This is a genomic window from Streptomyces sp. ActVer (assembly GCF_027270795.1).
GTDB lineage: Bacteria > Actinomycetota > Actinomycetes > Streptomycetales > Streptomycetaceae > Streptomyces > Streptomyces umbrinus_A.
Genome location: NZ_JAPWHT010000257.1, coordinates 1 through 14,442, shown reverse-complemented (window position 1 = coordinate 14,442; position 14,442 = coordinate 1). Strand labels below are relative to the sequence as shown.

Below are 14,442 nucleotides of genomic sequence, written 5' to 3'. Positions count from 1 at the left end.
GGGAGCGCGCCGACGAGGAGACCCGCGCCGAGCTGGACCGGTTGCGCGAGGAGCTCGCCGAGGCGCGCGGCCAGACCCGCACCGAGACGGAGCGGCTGCGGACGGAGCTGGAGTCGGCGAAGAAGGAAGCCGAATCGCTTCACCGCAAGCTGCGCGGGGCCCTGAGTGACGTCAAGCGCGGCGAGGCGGCCCTGCGCAAGCTGCGGGGCGAGATGGAGTCCGTCCGCGGCGAGGGGCAGGCCCACGTGTCCGCCGCCGAGAGCGAGACCCGGCGGCTCAAGGCGCGGCTGAGCGAGGTCGAGGCCACCCTGGAGGCCACCCGTCGCGCCGCCCGCGAGGGACGCAGCGTCGAGGACATGCGCGTACGGCTGCTGCTTGACACCGTGCTCGACGCGGCACAGGGGCTGCGGCGCGAACTCGCACTGCCGCCGGTGTCGGTGCGGCCCGCGGAGACCGTGGAAGCGGTCGAACCGGGACGGATGACACCAAAAGACATTGCGGCCCGCGCGCTGTCCGAAAACGATCCCGCGATCCTCGACCAGCTGCTCGCGCTGCCGCAGGCGCATCTGGTCGTCGACGGCTACAACGTCACCAAGACCGGCTATCCGCAGATGCCCCTGGAGAAACAGCGGCTGCGGCTCCTCGGGCAGCTCTCGCAGCTCGCCGCGCAGACCGGCGCCGAGGTCACCTGTGTCTTCGACGGGGCCGAGCTGGCCGCCCCGGTACTGCTCGCGCCGCCGCGCGGGGTGCGGGTGCTCTTCTCCAAACCCGGCGTCACCGCCGACGAGTTGATCCGCCAGCTCGTGCGCGCCGAGCCGCCCGGGCGGCCCGTCATCGTCGTCTCGACCGACCGCGAGGTGGCCGACGGGGTGGCGAAGGCGGGAGCGCGCCCAGTGGCCTCCGCGGTGCTCCTGAAGCGGTTCTCGCGCGGCTGAGCGAGCGGGTTTCAAGCGGCCGCGCAAGGGGATTTCGTGGGGCCGACCTTCTGATGGTGTACGTCACCTACGTAACAGACACCCCAAGTGCAACACATGTGCAGCTTGCCCGAATTGGCGAAACCTTCACGCAACGTAGCGTCAAGCGAGCATTACTGCATGTGAGTTGAGTGCGAAGAATGCGGTCGGTGACCGAGATTTTTCCGAGGAGGATTTGAACTGATCGCAAGAACATCACTAGGGTCGGGCGTCGAACCTCCACTCGGGTGATCGCTCATTGGGAGTGACGGTGGAGGGGCACCGCCAACCAGTGTTCTCGGTGGGCGGCTGAGGTAATGAAGGAGCTCGCCTCCGTGGCGTCCCACCGTCGACCGAAGCAGCCGAGCCGCACCCGCGTGACCGTGCTCACCACCGCCGCCGCTGCGGCCGTGGCCCTCAGCTCGCAGGCGGCCAACGCCGCGCCCAGTGAGAAGCCGAACAAGGACGAGGTCAAGGCCAAGGTCGACGCGCTCTACGAGGACTCGGCACGGGCCACGGACAGGGCCAACGGCGCCGAGGAGAAGGTGAAGAAGCTCGAAAAGGAGATCGACACCATCCAGGACCAGGTCGCGCGAGGCCAGGACGAGCTCAACACCATGCGCGACAGCCTCGGTCTGATGGCCAGCTCCCAGTACCGCACGGGCGCGATCGATCCCTCCGTCCAGCTCTTCCTCTCCTCCGACCCGGACGACTACCTCGACAAGGCGTCCACGATCGACCAGTTGAGCGCCCAGCAGGTCGAGGCGCTGAAGAAGGTCCAGGAGAAGCAGCGGACCCTCGCCCAGCAGCGTCAGGAAGCCGCAGGCAAGCTCAAGGACCTCTCCGAGACCCGTAAGACCCTGGGTCAGAAGAAGAAGGAAGTCCAGGCCAAGCTCGCCGACGCGCGCAAGCTCCTCAACACCCTGACCGCCCAGGAGCAGGCGGCCCTGAAGGCCGCGGACACGCGCGCAAGCCGCGACGCCGGGGACCGCATCGAGCTCGGCAACGAGGTGCCCGCCTCCGAGCGCGGCGCCGCGGCCCTCGCCGCCGCCAAGACCCAGTTGGGCAAGCCGTACGTCTCCGGCGGCAGCGGACCCAACTCGTACGACTGCTCGGGGCTGACCCAGTGGGCGTACGCCCAGGCCGGGGTGTCTCTCACCCGGACCACGTACACCCAGCAGAACGACGGCACGAGGATCACCCGCGACCAGCTCCAGCCCGGCGACCTGGCCTTCTTCAACAACCTGGGGCATGTCGGTCTGTACGCGGGCAACGGCATCCTCCTGCACTCCCCGAAGCCGGGCGCCGTCGTCCGTCTCGAGTCGATGAGCACGATCGGCACCTTCCAGTTCGGCGTCCGGGTCTGATCCCCGGCTCCCTCGCCCGGTCGTCCGCGATCTGATTCCGTCCTCCGGCCCGGACCTCTCCGGGCCCGCCGGGAAGTTGATCGCCACGCCGCCCGAACGGGCGAATTCCCGCAACTCCCGCTGACCCCACGCCCCGCCGATGACCTGCGTCTGAGGCGGGGCGTCACGTTGTGTACCCGTACGGGTCTTTGGCCACTGTGTAGTCGCACGGCTACTGTCTGCCACGATTCCCTCAACTCCGGGGGCACGTCAGCGGAAGGGAGTGCGGCTTCCTGTGGGGTCCCATCGCCGCCTTGTACCGTCCGGCTTCGACCGGGGCGCCCGAGGCGCCACCCTGTGCGTACTGACCGCCGCGGCCGCGGCCCTCGGCGTTCTGCCGGCCGGCGCCGCGCCGCAGGACGACACCCGTGCAGAGGTGGACCGGCTGTACGAGGAGGCCGAGCGCGCCACCGAGTCGTACAACAAGGCCGACGAGCGCTCGGACACACTGCGCGACCAGGTGGACAAGGCGCAGGACCGGATCGCCAGACAGCAGGACCGCATCAACGCCATGCGGGACGCGCTCGGTTCGCTCGCCGGGGCCCAGTACCGCTCCGGCGGCCTCGATCCCTCGCTGGCGCTGATGCTCTCCGACGACCCCGACGAGTACCTCGACAAGGCGGCCGCGCTCGACCGGATCAGCTCCCGGCAGGCCGGGGAACTCAAGGAACTGCAGGGCGCCATGCGAGATCTCTCCCAGGAGCGCGAGGAGGCGACCCGCAAGCTCGGCGAACTGGACAGAAGCCGCAAGGCAGTCGCCCGGCACAAGCGCACCGTCGAGCAGAAACTGTCCAAGGCACGGCAGTTGCTCAACGCCCTGCCCGGCGCCGACCGCGCCGCCTACGACCGGGCCTCCCGCTCGGGACGCGTGCCCGACCTCACCGGTGCCGTCCCGTCCTCCGGCCGTGCGGCCGCCGCCGTCGCCGCGGCCCGCTCGGCCGTCGGGCGCCCGTACGTCTGGGGCGCCAACGGACCCTCCGGGTTCGACTGCTCGGGCCTCACCCAGTGGTCGTACGCGCAGGCCGGTGTCGGTCTGCCGCGCACCTCGCAGGCCCAGGCGCAGACCGGACGGCCGGTGCCGCTCTCCCAGGCGCAGCCCGGCGACATCGTCACCTACCGGGGCGACGCCAGCCATGTCGGGATGTACGTGGGCAACGGACAGGTGATCCACGCGCCCTACCCGGGCGCCTCGGTGCGCTACGACCCGGTGGGCATGATGCCCGTCAACACCGTGACGCGCCCCTGACCCCACGGGCGGGGCGCCGTACGATCAGGGTCGTGGCTGGTCGTGGGCGTGCGCCGAGGTGGGTCGTAGGGCTGCTGCTGGCAGCTCTGACCGCGTCGGCCGGCTGCGGAGGCGGCTCCGGGACCGACAGCGCGTCCGGTGACGTCCAGCGCGTGCTCGACACCCGGGCGGCGGCGGTGCGCGACGGCAGCGAGCGGGAGTTCGTGGCGACGCAGGCACCGGCCGCCGTCGCCGCCGGGGAACGGGCCGCCGCGCGCACCGAGTTCAGGAACCTGCGGGGGGTCCCGCTGGCCGACTGGGCGTACCGCGTGACCGGCCTGCACCGCTCCGGCGACCGCGCCACGGCCGACGCGGAACTCCGCTACCGCATAGAGGGCTACGACCAGGCCCCCGTCGTCACCGCCCGCACACTGAGCCTGGCACGGGCCGACGGGCGCTGGTACGTGACCGCCGACCGGCCCGCCAAGGACTCCAGTCAGCAACTGTGGGAGCAGGGGGCCGTCCAGGCCGTACGCGGCGAGCACAGCCTCGTCCTGGGCGTCGGGCGCCCGGGCGGCGCGCTGCGCCACTACGCGGAACTGGCCGACCGCGCGGTGCCCGCGGTGCGGGAGGCGTGGGGCGAGGAGTGGTCGCGGCGGGTCGTCGTCCTCGTACCGAAGTCGCTGGACGGGATGGCGGGGCTGCTCGGGGCGCCCGCGTCCGGGTACCGGGGGATCGCCGCGGTCACCACGGGCGCGGTGAGCGAAGCGAAATGGGGGTCCCCCCGGCCGGAGGCTGGGGGAGGATCCGCGAAGGCGCCGGCCGACCGGATCATCGTCAACCCCGACGCGTACGGGGTGCTGGGCGCCTTCGGGCGGCAGGTCGTCCTCGCGCACGAGACCACCCATGTCGCGACCCGTGCGTCGACCTCGGCGGCCACTCCGCTGTGGCTCTCCGAGGGGTACGCGGACTGGGTCGGCTACCGCGGCACCGGGCGCACGGCCCCGCAGGCCGCGCCGGAGCTGGCGCGGGCGGTGGCCGAGGGGCGGGTGCCCGACGCGCTGCCGGGCGACGAGGACTTCGGGTTCGGCGGCGACGCGGGTTCGCTGGCGCGGGCCTATGAGGGTGGCTGGCTGGCCTGCCGGATGATCGCCGAGCGGTGGGGTGAGGTCCGGCTGGGGGAGTTCTACCGGGCCGTGGGGGAGCGGGAGAAACGGGCCGGGGCGGTGGAGGCGGGGCTGGAGGAGGTCCTGGGTACGTCGCTGGAGGAGTTCACGGGGTTGTGGCGGGCGTATGTGCGGGATCGGCTTGGGTGATGTGTGTCGGCTGCGGGCGAGTGGGAGCTGGTCGCGCAGTTCCCCGCGCCCCTAGAAGAAGGGGCGCTTCCGGCACTGCAGGCTGTCCGCCTCGCCCCGTTGCGCAGGCCGCCGTCAGGAGCTCAGCGTCTCCTGGGTGCGGGGTGTCTGAGCGGGGAGCTCGGGCGGGGTCGAGTACGACACCGTGTCGCGCCACAGGAGGGTGCCCGCGGTGACGGACGCCGCGACCAGCAGGCCGTTGCGGATCAGGAGCAGGGTGATGCCGAGGCCGTCGCTGCCGACGACGTTCGCGAAATAGACGGGGAACTCCAGGACCGTGAAGAAGCACGCCGTCAGGACCATCCCGGCCGGCAGCCCCATCCGGCTGCCGCGGAAGACCATGCACACGGCGGCCAGACCGACCAGCCACACCATGTACTGCGGGCTGATCACCCGGCTGGTCGTCGTGAACAGGAGCACCGCCACGAACGCGGCGTCCGCGACCGTGTGCGCCAGGAAGCGCGTCGCCAGCAGCCGCCACATCAGCAGCCAGCCGAACGCGAGCGCCGTCAGCAGCAGGGCCGCCGTGCTCACCAGGTCGACGTACGGGCCGAGGAACTCCACCGAGCCGTAGTTGAGCAGGACCTGGCCCTCCCACCCGTGGTGCCGGGCGATGTGGAAGACCAGGGAGCCGAGGGACTCGACCTCGGTACCCCGGTCGCGCTGGAAGGTCATGAACGCGAAGGCGCCGGGCATCGACACCGCGAACAACAGTGCCAGCCCCGCGGCCGTCGCCGCCGCCGCGCCCCACGCCCTCCGCTTCGCCGAGCCCACGAGCAGCAGCGCCGGCCACACCTTCAGCATCGCGCCGAACGCGGCGAGCACGCCCATCACGCGCGGATGCCGGGCACCCGCGAGGATCGCGGCCACGACCACGGCCGTCACCATCACGTCGTACCGCGAGTACACCGTCGGCCCGAGCAGCGGAACGCCCACCACCCACACCCAGGCGCCGCGCAGCGACTTGCCCGGGCGCCGGCCCGCGTACAGGAGCAGACCGAAGGCGACCAGGTCGGCGAGGAAGGCCATGACGAAGAACGCCGAGGTGTACTCCAGGAAAGGCAGCAGCCCGGGGGAGAGGATCGCGAGCGCGGCGGCCGGCGGGTACTGCCAGGTCACGTCGTCCAGCGGGAAGGTGCCGGTGCGCAGGACCTCGTACCAGCCGTGGTAGATCACCGAGACGTCGCTGGTGACATCGGGGCCCGGGAAGATCCACACCTTGAAGACGAAGAGCAGCAGCATCAGCCTGGTCAGGCCCCAGGTCCCCACCAGCGGATACGGGAACCTCGCCCCCCTCGCTCCCGTCATGCCCACCTGTCCTGTTCCGTACGGATCCTGTGTGCGGCCATGATTCCCCGCGCGGCTGTGCGAGGGCCATGAAGCGCGGCCGTGCGGAGCTGCCGGGTGCGGGTTCGGTACTTCCGTGCTTTCGGTACTGTCGACGGCGATGCACAAGACCCTGATCGTGACCAACGACTTTCCGCCGAGGCCGGGCGGCATCCAGGCCTTCCTGCACAACATGGCGTTGCGCCTGGACCCCGAGCGGCTCGTCGTCTACGCCTCCACCTGGAAGCGGGGCCGGGAGGGAGCCGAGGCGACGGCCGCCTTCGACGCCGAACAGCCCTTCGCCATCGTACGCGACCGAACAACCATGCTGCTGCCCACTCCGAGGGTCTCCCAGCGGGCCGTGGGGCTGCTCCGGGAACACGGCTGTACGTCGGTGTGGTTCGGTGCCGCGGCGCCGCTCGGGCTGCTGGCGCCCGCGCTGAGGAAGGCCGGTGCGGAGCGCCTCGTGGCCACGACGCACGGGCACGAGGCGGGGTGGGCGCAACTGCCTGGCTCGCGCGAGCTGCTGCGCAGGATCGGTGAGTCGACGGACACGATCACCTATCTCGGCGAGTACACACGCTCGCGGATCGCCGCGGCGCTGACGCCCGGGGCGGCCGCGCGGATGGCCCAACTGCCGCCCGGCGTCGACGAGAAGACCTTCCACCCCGGTTCGGGCGGCGACGTCGTCCGCGCCCGGCTCGGTCTGACCGACCGCCCGGTGGTCGTCTGCGTCTCTAGGCTGGTGCCGCGCAAGGGCCAGGACACGCTCATCCTCGCGATGCCGCGGATCCTGGCGAGCGAGCCCGAAGCGGTGTTGCTGATCGTGGGCGGCGGGCCGTACGAGAAGGATCTGCGCAGGCTCGCGCACGAGACCGGGGTCGCCGACTCCGTCCGCTTCACCGGGGCCGTTCCCTGGTCCGAACTGCCCGCCCACTACGGCGCCGGTGACGTGTTCGCCATGCCGTGCCGCACCCGCCGCGGCGGTCTCGACGTCGAGGGCCTGGGCATCGTCTACCTGGAGGCCTCCGCGACCGGGCTTCCCGTGGTCGCCGGCGACTCCGGCGGTGCGCCCGATGCCGTCCTCGACGGCGAGACCGGCTGGGTCGTCCGGGGCGGCTCCCCCGAGGACGCGGCCGACCGCATCACCGCCCTGCTCGGCGATCCGGAGCTGCGGTGCCGGATGGGGGAGCGGGGTCGGGAGTGGGTCGAGGAGAAGTGGCGCTGGGACCTGCTGGCGGAGAGGCTGAAGGAACTGTTGTAGGGCTGCGCCCTGCTGCTTCTTGGAGCTCGGCAGGGCAGGTTGCCGGGTGACTGCGGGTGCGTTGTGGCTGATCGCGCAGTTCCCCGCGCCCCTAAAGGGGCCGGGGCTGCACCCACCGTCTTTTTAGGGGCGCGGGGCCGTGACACAAGCGGCTCCGCCGCGGGGCGCGACAAGCCCCCACCGGGCCGCAGCCATCACGATCACCGGGCCCGCGCCACAAGGCTGTTCCAGTGAGGATCAGCCCCGATAGATGGCCTCGATCTCGTCCGCGTAGTCCTTCGCCACGACATTGCGCTTGAGCTTCAGGGACGGCGTGAGGTGGCCGGAGTCCTCGGTGAACTGGTGGGCGAGAATCCGGAACTTCCGCACCGATTCCGCCTTCGACACCGCGGCGTTGCCGTCGTCGACAGCGCTCTGGATCGCCGCGAGCAGATCCGGATCCTGCCCGAGCGACGCCGCGGTGGACCCGGCCGGCTTGCCGTGCTCCTCGGCCCAGCGGCCCAGGAACTCGTCGTCGATGGTGACCAGCGCGCCCACGAACGGACGTCCGTCGCCGACGACCATGCACTCCGCGACCAGCGCGTGCGCCCGGATGCGGTCCTCGATCACGGCCGGGGCGACGTTCTTGCCGCCCGCGGTGACGATGATCTCCTTCTTGCGGCCGGTGATCCGCAGATAGCCGTCCTCGTCGAGCGTGCCGATGTCACCGGTGTGGAACCAGCCGTCGGCGAGCGCCTCGGCGGTCGCGGCCTCGTTGTTCCAGTACTCCTTGAACAGGTGCTCGCCGTGCAGCAGCACCTCGCCGTCGTCCGCGATGCGGATCACGGAACCCGGCAGGGGCTGGCCGACCGTGCCGATCTTCTGCCGGTCCCACGGGTTGAAGGCCGTGGCCGCGCAGGACTCCGTCAGGCCGTAGCCCTCCAGGACCGTGAAGCCGATACCGCGGAAGAAGTGACCCAGGCGCTCGCCCAGCGGGGCGCCGCCCGAGATCGCGTACTCGCCCTTGCCGCCGAGCACCGCGCGCAGCTTGCTGTAGACGAGCGCGTCGAACGTCTTGTGCTTGATGCGCAGGCCGATCGACGGGCCCGACGGGGTGTCCAGCGCGCGGCTGTACGCGATCGCCGTGTCCGCCGCCTTGTCGAAGATCTTGCCCTTGCCGTCCGCCTGCGCCTTGGCCCGCGCCGAGTTGTAGACCTTCTCGAAGACGCGCGGCACACCGAGGATCAACGTCGGCCGGAACGAGGCCAGTTCGTCCGTGAGGTTCTTGATGTCCGGGACCATGCCCAGCTTGATCGGCGCCATCATCGGCGCGACCTGCACGAGCCGCCCGAAGACGTGCGCGAGCGGCAGGAAGAGCAGCACCGAGCACTCACCCGTACGGAACAGGGGACGCAGCCGCTCCACGATGTTGCCGCACTCGGCGAAGAAGCTGCGGTGGGTCAGCACACAGCCCTTGGGGCGCCCGGTGGTACCGCTCGTGTAGACGATGGTCGCCGGGTCGTCGGCCTTGGCGAGCGAGCTGCGCTCCTCGACGGCGGCGTCCGTGACGTCCTTGCCGGCCCGGCCGAGCTCCTCGACACCGCCGCCCTCGATCTGCCAGACGTGCTTGAGGTGGGGCAGCCCGTGACGCACCGACTCCACGGCGGCCGCGTGCGCGTCCAGCTCCACGACGACGGCCGTAGCGCCCGAGTCGCCGAGGATCCACTGCACCTGCTCCGCCGAACTGGTCTCGTACACCGGCACGGTGACCGCGCCCGCGCTCCAGATCGCGAAGTCGAGGAGCGTCCACTCGTAGCGCGTACGCGACATGAGGCCGACCCGGTCGCCCGGCGCCACGCCCGAGGCGATCAGGCCCTTGGCGGCGGCCTGTACCTCGGCGAGGAAGGTCGTGGCCGAGACATCCGTCCAAGTGCCGCCGACCTTACGGGCGATGACCGCCACGTCCGGATGCTGCGCGGCGTTTCTGCGGACGATGTCGGTCAGATTGCCGTCCGCAGGGACCTCGTACAAAGCCGGAAGGCTGAACTCGCGCAAGACTGCTGCTCCTCATAGGGCGCCGACGCCACGACTTCGTGTGATGCGACGGAGCGGTCCAAGGCTCGGGCGTGTGCTCTGGGACCCAAGGTGGTTGAAACCCTGAGCACGACTGGACTGCCCGGACGTTACCCGCCGGTACTGCCTCTACGACAGGGGGGTCGGGTGAGATGTTCCCCGCGTCACACGCGTTGGTGTTCCTCTTGAGTGTTTCTCCGCGCAGGGTAGTCCACCACGTTACTGACTGGGAGGTAACTGCAGGTCCGCCCGCGTCTACACACGTTTGCTCCACAGGCTTACCCTTGATCGCCATGGCAGGCACACAAGGCGGCAACGCCGACGACATCGGCGGCCCGGGCGGCGAGGCCCGGAAGACGCGCATCCACGTGGTGAGCGACGTACACGGCAACGTCCGTGACCTGGTCAGGGCCGGTGACGGTGCGGACGCCCTGATCTGTCTCGGTGATCTCGTGCTCTTCATCGACTACGCCGACCACTCCCGCGGCATCTTCCCGGACCTCTTCGGCACCGAGAACACGGACCACATCGTCGAGCTCCGTACCGCCCGCCACTACGAGGAGGCCCGGGCCTTCGGCGCGCGGCTGTGGGCGGGCGTCGACCGCGGACCCGCCATCGAGAAGGCCGTACGGAAGCAGTACGCCGAACTGTTCGCGGCGTTCCCCACTCCGACGTACGCCACCTACGGCAACGTCGACGTGCCGCCCCTGTGGTCGGAGTACGCCGGACCCGGCACCACCGTGCTCGACGGCGAGCGGGTCGAGATCGGCGGCCGCGTCTTCGGCTTCGTCGGCGGAGGCCTGCGTACGCCCATGCGGACTCCGTACGAGATCAGCGACGAGGAGTACGCGGCGAAGATCGAGGCCGTCGGCGAGGTCGACGTGCTGTGCACGCACATCCCGCCGGAGGTGCCCGAGCTCGTCTACGACACGGTGGCGCGGCGCTTCGAGCGGGGGAGCCGGGCACTGCTCGACGCGATCCGGCGAACCAGGCCGCGTTACTCGCTCTTCGGCCACGTCCATCAGCCGTTCGCCCGGCGGATGCGCGTCGGCGCCACGGAGTGCGTCAACGTGGGTCACTTCGCCGGAACGGGGAAGCCGTGGGTGCTGGAGTGGTGAGGGCCACCGGCGGTCGCAGGGCCGGGGGCGGCGGGCCGTCCGCCGCGCGGTAGCCTTCACGCTGCATACACAGGTAGGAAGCGTTCGTACCCCGAAGAACACCCCTTTGTCCGGACCGCATCTGGAGGAGCCACAGCGATGGCGGAACACACCAGCTCGAGCATCACGATCGAGGCGGCACCGGCCGATGTCATGGCGGTGATCGCCGACTTCGCCCGCTATCCGGACTGGACCGGCGAGGTGAAGGAGGCGGAGGTGCTCGCCACGGACGAGAAGGGCCGCGCGGAGCAGGTGCGCCTCGTCATGGACGCCGGCGCGATCAAGGACGACCAGACCCTCGGATACACCTGGACCGGCGACCACGAGGTCTCCTGGACCCTGGTCAAGTCCCAGATGCTCCGCTCCCTCGACGGCTCGTACATCCTCAAGCCCGCGGGCACCGGCGCCACCCAGGTCACCTACCAGCTCACCGTCGACGTCAAGATCCCCATGCTCGGCATGATCAAGCGCAAGGCGGAGAAGGTCATCATCGACCGTGCCCTGGCGGGCCTGAAGAAGCGCGTGGAGTCGGGCGAGAAGTAGGCGATGCGGGTGGGCGGGGGCTGATTTTCAGCCCGTCCGGCGTTTGAGGACGAGGCCGTTCAGGCCGATCTCCCACCCACCCACGGCCCACCACCCAGCCCGTCCGGCGTTTGAGGACGAGCGCGTTCAGCGCGATGCGGGGGTCCGGGGGCGGAGCCCCCAGGAACGGGACGGGACGGGTAGGGGCGGCGGGGGCGAAACCCTCTCTGCTCAGCCCGCCGCCCAGGCACAGGTACCGTTGACAGACATGCGCACCATCCTGATCACCGGCCCCGGCGGCTCCGGCCGCACCACCGTCGCCGCGGCCACGGCGCTGCAGGCCTCCCGCCGGGGAACCCGCACCCTGGTACTCACCGCCGACCGCACCGACACCCTCGGCGCCATCCTCGGCACCCCCACCGGTGCCACCCCCACCGAGGCCGCCCCTCACCTCACCGCCTGGCGACCGGACGCGACCGAGGCCTTCCGCACGGACCTCCTCGCGTTCCAGGACCGCGCCGCCACCGCCCTCGACCTGCTGGGCGCCGCCCGTCTGGACGGCGAGGAACTCACCCCTCTCCCCGGCGCCGAGGAACTCGCCCTGCTCCGCGCCCTGCGCGACGCGGCCACGGCGGACACGTACGACCTCCTGGTCGTCGACCTGCCGTCCATCCCCCAGGCACTCGCCCTCCTCGCCCTGCCCGAACAGCTGCGCCGCTACCTCCGCCGTCTGCTCCCCGCGGAGCGCCAGGCGGCCCGCGCGCTGCGCCCCGTGCTCGGCCGTCTCGCCGGCGTCCCGATGCCCTCGGAGTGGCTGTACGAGACGGCAGCCCGCTGGGACGTCGAGCTGGCCGCCGTCCAGCTGGCCGTCGAGGACGCGGCCACGACCGTACGGCTGGTCGCCGAGCCGGGCCCGGCCGGCACCGACGCCGTACGCACCGCCGCCACCGGACTCGCCCTGCGTGGCCTGCGCACCGACGCCCTGGTCGCGAACCGCGTCCTGCCCGACGCGTCCCCCGACACCTGGCTCGCCGCCCTCGCCGTACAGCAGCGCAAGGCGCTCGACGAGTGGCGCGACGAGTGGGGGCGGACGTTCGACGTGCGCGAGCTCCCCCACCTCGGCCGGGACCCGCGCGGCGCCGAGGACCTCGCCGCGCTGCCCGTGCCCGCGCCGGGCGACGCCCCGGGACCGGTCGAGTGGCCCGTCGCCGACCGGCTCGCCGACGACGGCGTGCTCGTCTGGCACATCCCCCTCCCCGGCGCGATACGGGAGGAGCTCGACCTCGTACGCCGTGGCGACGAACTCGTCGTCACCGCCGGGCAGTTCCGCCGGATCGTCCCGCTCCCGTCCGCCCTGCGCCGCTGCACGGTGGACGGTGCCTCCCTGCGCGACGGCGAACTGGCCGTCCGCTTCGCACCGGACCCGGACCTGTGGCCCCGGGGAAGGTGACAGAGTCCCGTTCTGTGGCCGCGCGCACGATGAACGGCGTACCCCCGTTCGGGTAACGTCGAGAGATACAGATCCCACGCTTGGAGTCCGCCATGAGCGATGAGCGCCCCACGTCCGACGCCGACGCCGCCAAGGAGGCGCTCGACGAGGTGCGCGCGACCGACGCCGATGCCTGGGCGAAGGCGTGCGCCGAGGACCTCGCCGCGGAGAAGGCCCGCCGCCGCGTCCAGAACGGCCAGCCGCCCGGCTCGGCCGCCGAGGAACTGCGCAAGCTCGTCGACGCCGTCGCCGACAAGCTCTCCGGGCTGCAGTCGCCGCTGCTCGGCGCGGTCGCGGGCGGCGCCGCCCAGCAGATGGTCAACCAGGTGGTGCAGCAGGCCAAAGCCGCCGTCGAGCCCGTCATCGAGCGCAACCCCGACGTCTTCGACCACCTCGCCACCGCGGGCTCCGAACTGCTCGCCGCCTACCGCTCCGCCGTCGAGGCGCAGGAGCGGCGCTGGACCAGCCGTGACACCGCCCCGGGCCCCCGTGACGAGGGCACCGGTCCCGGTGAACACATCGACCTCGACTGAAGCCCCTCGGGTACGGTTGGCCGTAGCGGGGCTCGACCGAAACTGAGGGATTCATGGGACTCACCATCGGCGTCGATATCGGCGGCACGAAGATCGCGGCCGGCGTGGTCGATGAGGAAGGCAACATCCTCTCGACCTTCAAGGTGCCGACTCCGACGACGCCGCAGGCCATCGTGGACGCGATCGCCGCGGCCGTAGAGGGTGCCCGGGCGGGGCACGAGATCGTCGGCGTGGGTATCGGTGCCGCCGGATACGTGAACCGCCAGCGCTCGACGGTCTACTTCGCGCCGAACATCGACTGGCGGCAGGAGCCCCTGAAGGACGAGGTGGAGGCCCGCGTGGGCCTGCCGGTCGTCGTCGAGAACGACGCGAACGCGGCGGCGTGGGGCGAGTACAAGTTCGGCGCGGGCAAAGGCCACCGCAACGTCATCTGCATCACGCTGGGCACCGGCCTCGGTGGCGGCATCATCATCGGCAACAAGCTGCGCCGCGGGCACTTCGGTGTGGCCGCCGAGTTCGGCCACATCCGGATGGTCCCCGACGGCCTGCTGTGCGGCTGCGGCTCCCAGGGCTGCTGGGAGCAGTACGCGTCCGGGCGCGCCCTCGTCAGATACGCGAAGCAGCGCGCCAACGCGACCCCCGAGAACGCGGAGATCCTGCTGTCGCTCGGCGACGGCTCCCCCGACGGCATCGAGGGCAAGCACATCTCGATGGCCGCCCGCCAGGGTGACGCCGTGGCCGTCGACTCGTACCGCGAGCTGGCCCGCTGGGCCGGTGCCGGTCTGGCCGATCTGGCCTCGCTCTTCGACCCCTCCGCGTTCATCGTCGGCGGCGGTCTCTCGGACGAGGGCGAGCTGGTCCTCGACCCCATCCGCAAGTCGTACAAGCGCTGGCTCGTGGGCGGCAACTGGCGTCCCGTCGCCGACGTCATCGCCGCCCGACTGGGCAACGAGGCGGGGCTGGTGGGTGCGGCGGATCTGGCTCGGGAGCCCGATCCGATCATGTAGTCGCGCTTCGACCGCCCGCCGTTTCCCTCCGGGGGCGGCGGGCGGTTCTGTTTGAGGGGTTGGGGGGTGAGGGTCGTGGGGATCCGCGGGCCGGTGGGGGGTGGTCGCGCAGTTCCCCGCGCCCCTTAAAAGCAGGGGCTACCGCCACGTCTT

Annotated in this window: 12 protein-coding genes; 10 read left to right on the top strand and 2 right to left on the bottom strand. The window is 71.3% G+C overall.

From position 1 onward, the window contains the following. The 4 genes from O3Q52_RS33160 to O3Q52_RS33145 all read left to right on the top strand — a co-directional run. The coding region (locus tag O3Q52_RS33160) for an NYN domain-containing protein (RefSeq protein WP_269652365.1) at positions 1-935 on the top strand (935 nt) is incomplete at its 5' end. Between the two features lie 353 nt (positions 936-1,288). Further along, positions 1,289-2,320, top strand: coding sequence for an NlpC/P60 family protein (locus tag O3Q52_RS33155; protein WP_269652364.1), 1,032 nt, complete (start codon positions 1,289-1,291; stop codon positions 2,318-2,320). A 274-nt stretch (positions 2,321-2,594) separates the two neighbouring features. Next, positions 2,595-3,605, top strand: coding sequence for an NlpC/P60 family protein (locus tag O3Q52_RS33150; RefSeq protein ID WP_269652363.1), 1,011 nt, complete (start codon positions 2,595-2,597; stop codon positions 3,603-3,605). 74 nt (positions 3,606-3,679) lie between these two features. Continuing rightward, positions 3,680-4,900: a hypothetical protein gene (locus O3Q52_RS33145; RefSeq protein ID WP_269652367.1), complete on the top strand. Its 1,221-nt coding sequence runs from the start codon at positions 3,680-3,682 to the stop codon at positions 4,898-4,900. Positions 4,901-5,014: 114 nt separating this feature from the next. Here the strand turns inward: O3Q52_RS33145 and O3Q52_RS33140 are convergent, their stop codons facing one another. Next, positions 5,015-6,247, bottom strand: coding sequence for a glycosyltransferase 87 family protein (locus O3Q52_RS33140; RefSeq protein ID WP_269652362.1), 1,233 nt, complete (start codon positions 6,245-6,247; stop codon positions 5,015-5,017). 139 nt (positions 6,248-6,386) lie between these two features. On the opposite strand from O3Q52_RS33140, the gene O3Q52_RS33135 reads away from it, so the two are divergent. Then, positions 6,387-7,529 (top strand): glycosyltransferase family 4 protein, encoded by a 1,143-nt coding sequence (locus O3Q52_RS33135; RefSeq protein WP_269652366.1) that lies wholly within the window; start codon positions 6,387-6,389, stop codon positions 7,527-7,529. A gap of 237 nt (positions 7,530-7,766) precedes the next feature. Here the strand turns inward: O3Q52_RS33135 and O3Q52_RS33130 are convergent, their stop codons facing one another. Further along, entirely contained in the window at positions 7,767-9,563 is a 1,797-nt protein-coding gene (locus tag O3Q52_RS33130; RefSeq protein WP_269652361.1) for a long-chain fatty acid--CoA ligase, read from the bottom strand. Positions 9,564-9,874: 311 nt separating this feature from the next. Between O3Q52_RS33130 and O3Q52_RS33125 the strand changes: the two genes are divergently transcribed. The 5 genes from O3Q52_RS33125 to O3Q52_RS33105 all read left to right on the top strand — a co-directional run bounded on the left by O3Q52_RS33125 (position 9,875) and on the right by O3Q52_RS33105 (position 14,289). Then, positions 9,875-10,699, top strand: coding sequence for a metallophosphoesterase (locus O3Q52_RS33125; RefSeq protein ID WP_269652360.1), 825 nt, complete (start codon positions 9,875-9,877; stop codon positions 10,697-10,699). A gap of 138 nt (positions 10,700-10,837) precedes the next feature. Continuing rightward, entirely contained in the window at positions 10,838-11,281 is a 444-nt protein-coding gene (locus tag O3Q52_RS33120; protein WP_055618724.1) for an SRPBCC family protein, read from the top strand. A gap of 247 nt (positions 11,282-11,528) precedes the next feature. Next, entirely contained in the window at positions 11,529-12,710 is a 1,182-nt protein-coding gene (locus O3Q52_RS33115; RefSeq protein ID WP_269652359.1) for an ArsA family ATPase, read from the top strand. 92 nt (positions 12,711-12,802) lie between these two features. Beyond that, on the top strand, positions 12,803-13,282 hold the full coding sequence (locus tag O3Q52_RS33110) for a DUF5304 domain-containing protein (RefSeq protein WP_269652358.1): 480 nt from the start codon (positions 12,803-12,805) through the stop codon (positions 13,280-13,282). A gap of 53 nt (positions 13,283-13,335) precedes the next feature. Next, complete coding sequence (locus tag O3Q52_RS33105) at positions 13,336-14,289, top strand: ROK family glucokinase (RefSeq protein WP_055612056.1); 954 nt, start codon at positions 13,336-13,338, stop codon at positions 14,287-14,289. The last annotated feature ends 153 nt before the right edge of the window (positions 14,290-14,442 follow it).

Bases quoted from the DNA above. Each gene is read 5' to 3' on its own strand.
- O3Q52_RS33140 (WP_269652362.1), bottom strand. From the start codon at position 6,247: ATGACGGGAGCGAGGGGGGCGAGGTTCCCGTATCCGCTGGTGGGGACC.
- O3Q52_RS33135 (WP_269652366.1), top strand. From the start codon at position 6,387: ATGCACAAGACCCTGATCGTGACCAACGACTTTCCGCCGAGGCCGGGC.
- O3Q52_RS33125 (WP_269652360.1), top strand. From the start codon at position 9,875: ATGGCAGGCACACAAGGCGGCAACGCCGACGACATCGGCGGCCCGGGC.
- O3Q52_RS33120 (WP_055618724.1), top strand. From the start codon at position 10,838: ATGGCGGAACACACCAGCTCGAGCATCACGATCGAGGCGGCACCGGCC.
- O3Q52_RS33115 (WP_269652359.1), top strand. From the start codon at position 11,529: ATGCGCACCATCCTGATCACCGGCCCCGGCGGCTCCGGCCGCACCACC.
- O3Q52_RS33110 (WP_269652358.1), top strand. From the start codon at position 12,803: ATGAGCGATGAGCGCCCCACGTCCGACGCCGACGCCGCCAAGGAGGCG.
- O3Q52_RS33105 (WP_055612056.1), top strand. From the start codon at position 13,336: ATGGGACTCACCATCGGCGTCGATATCGGCGGCACGAAGATCGCGGCC.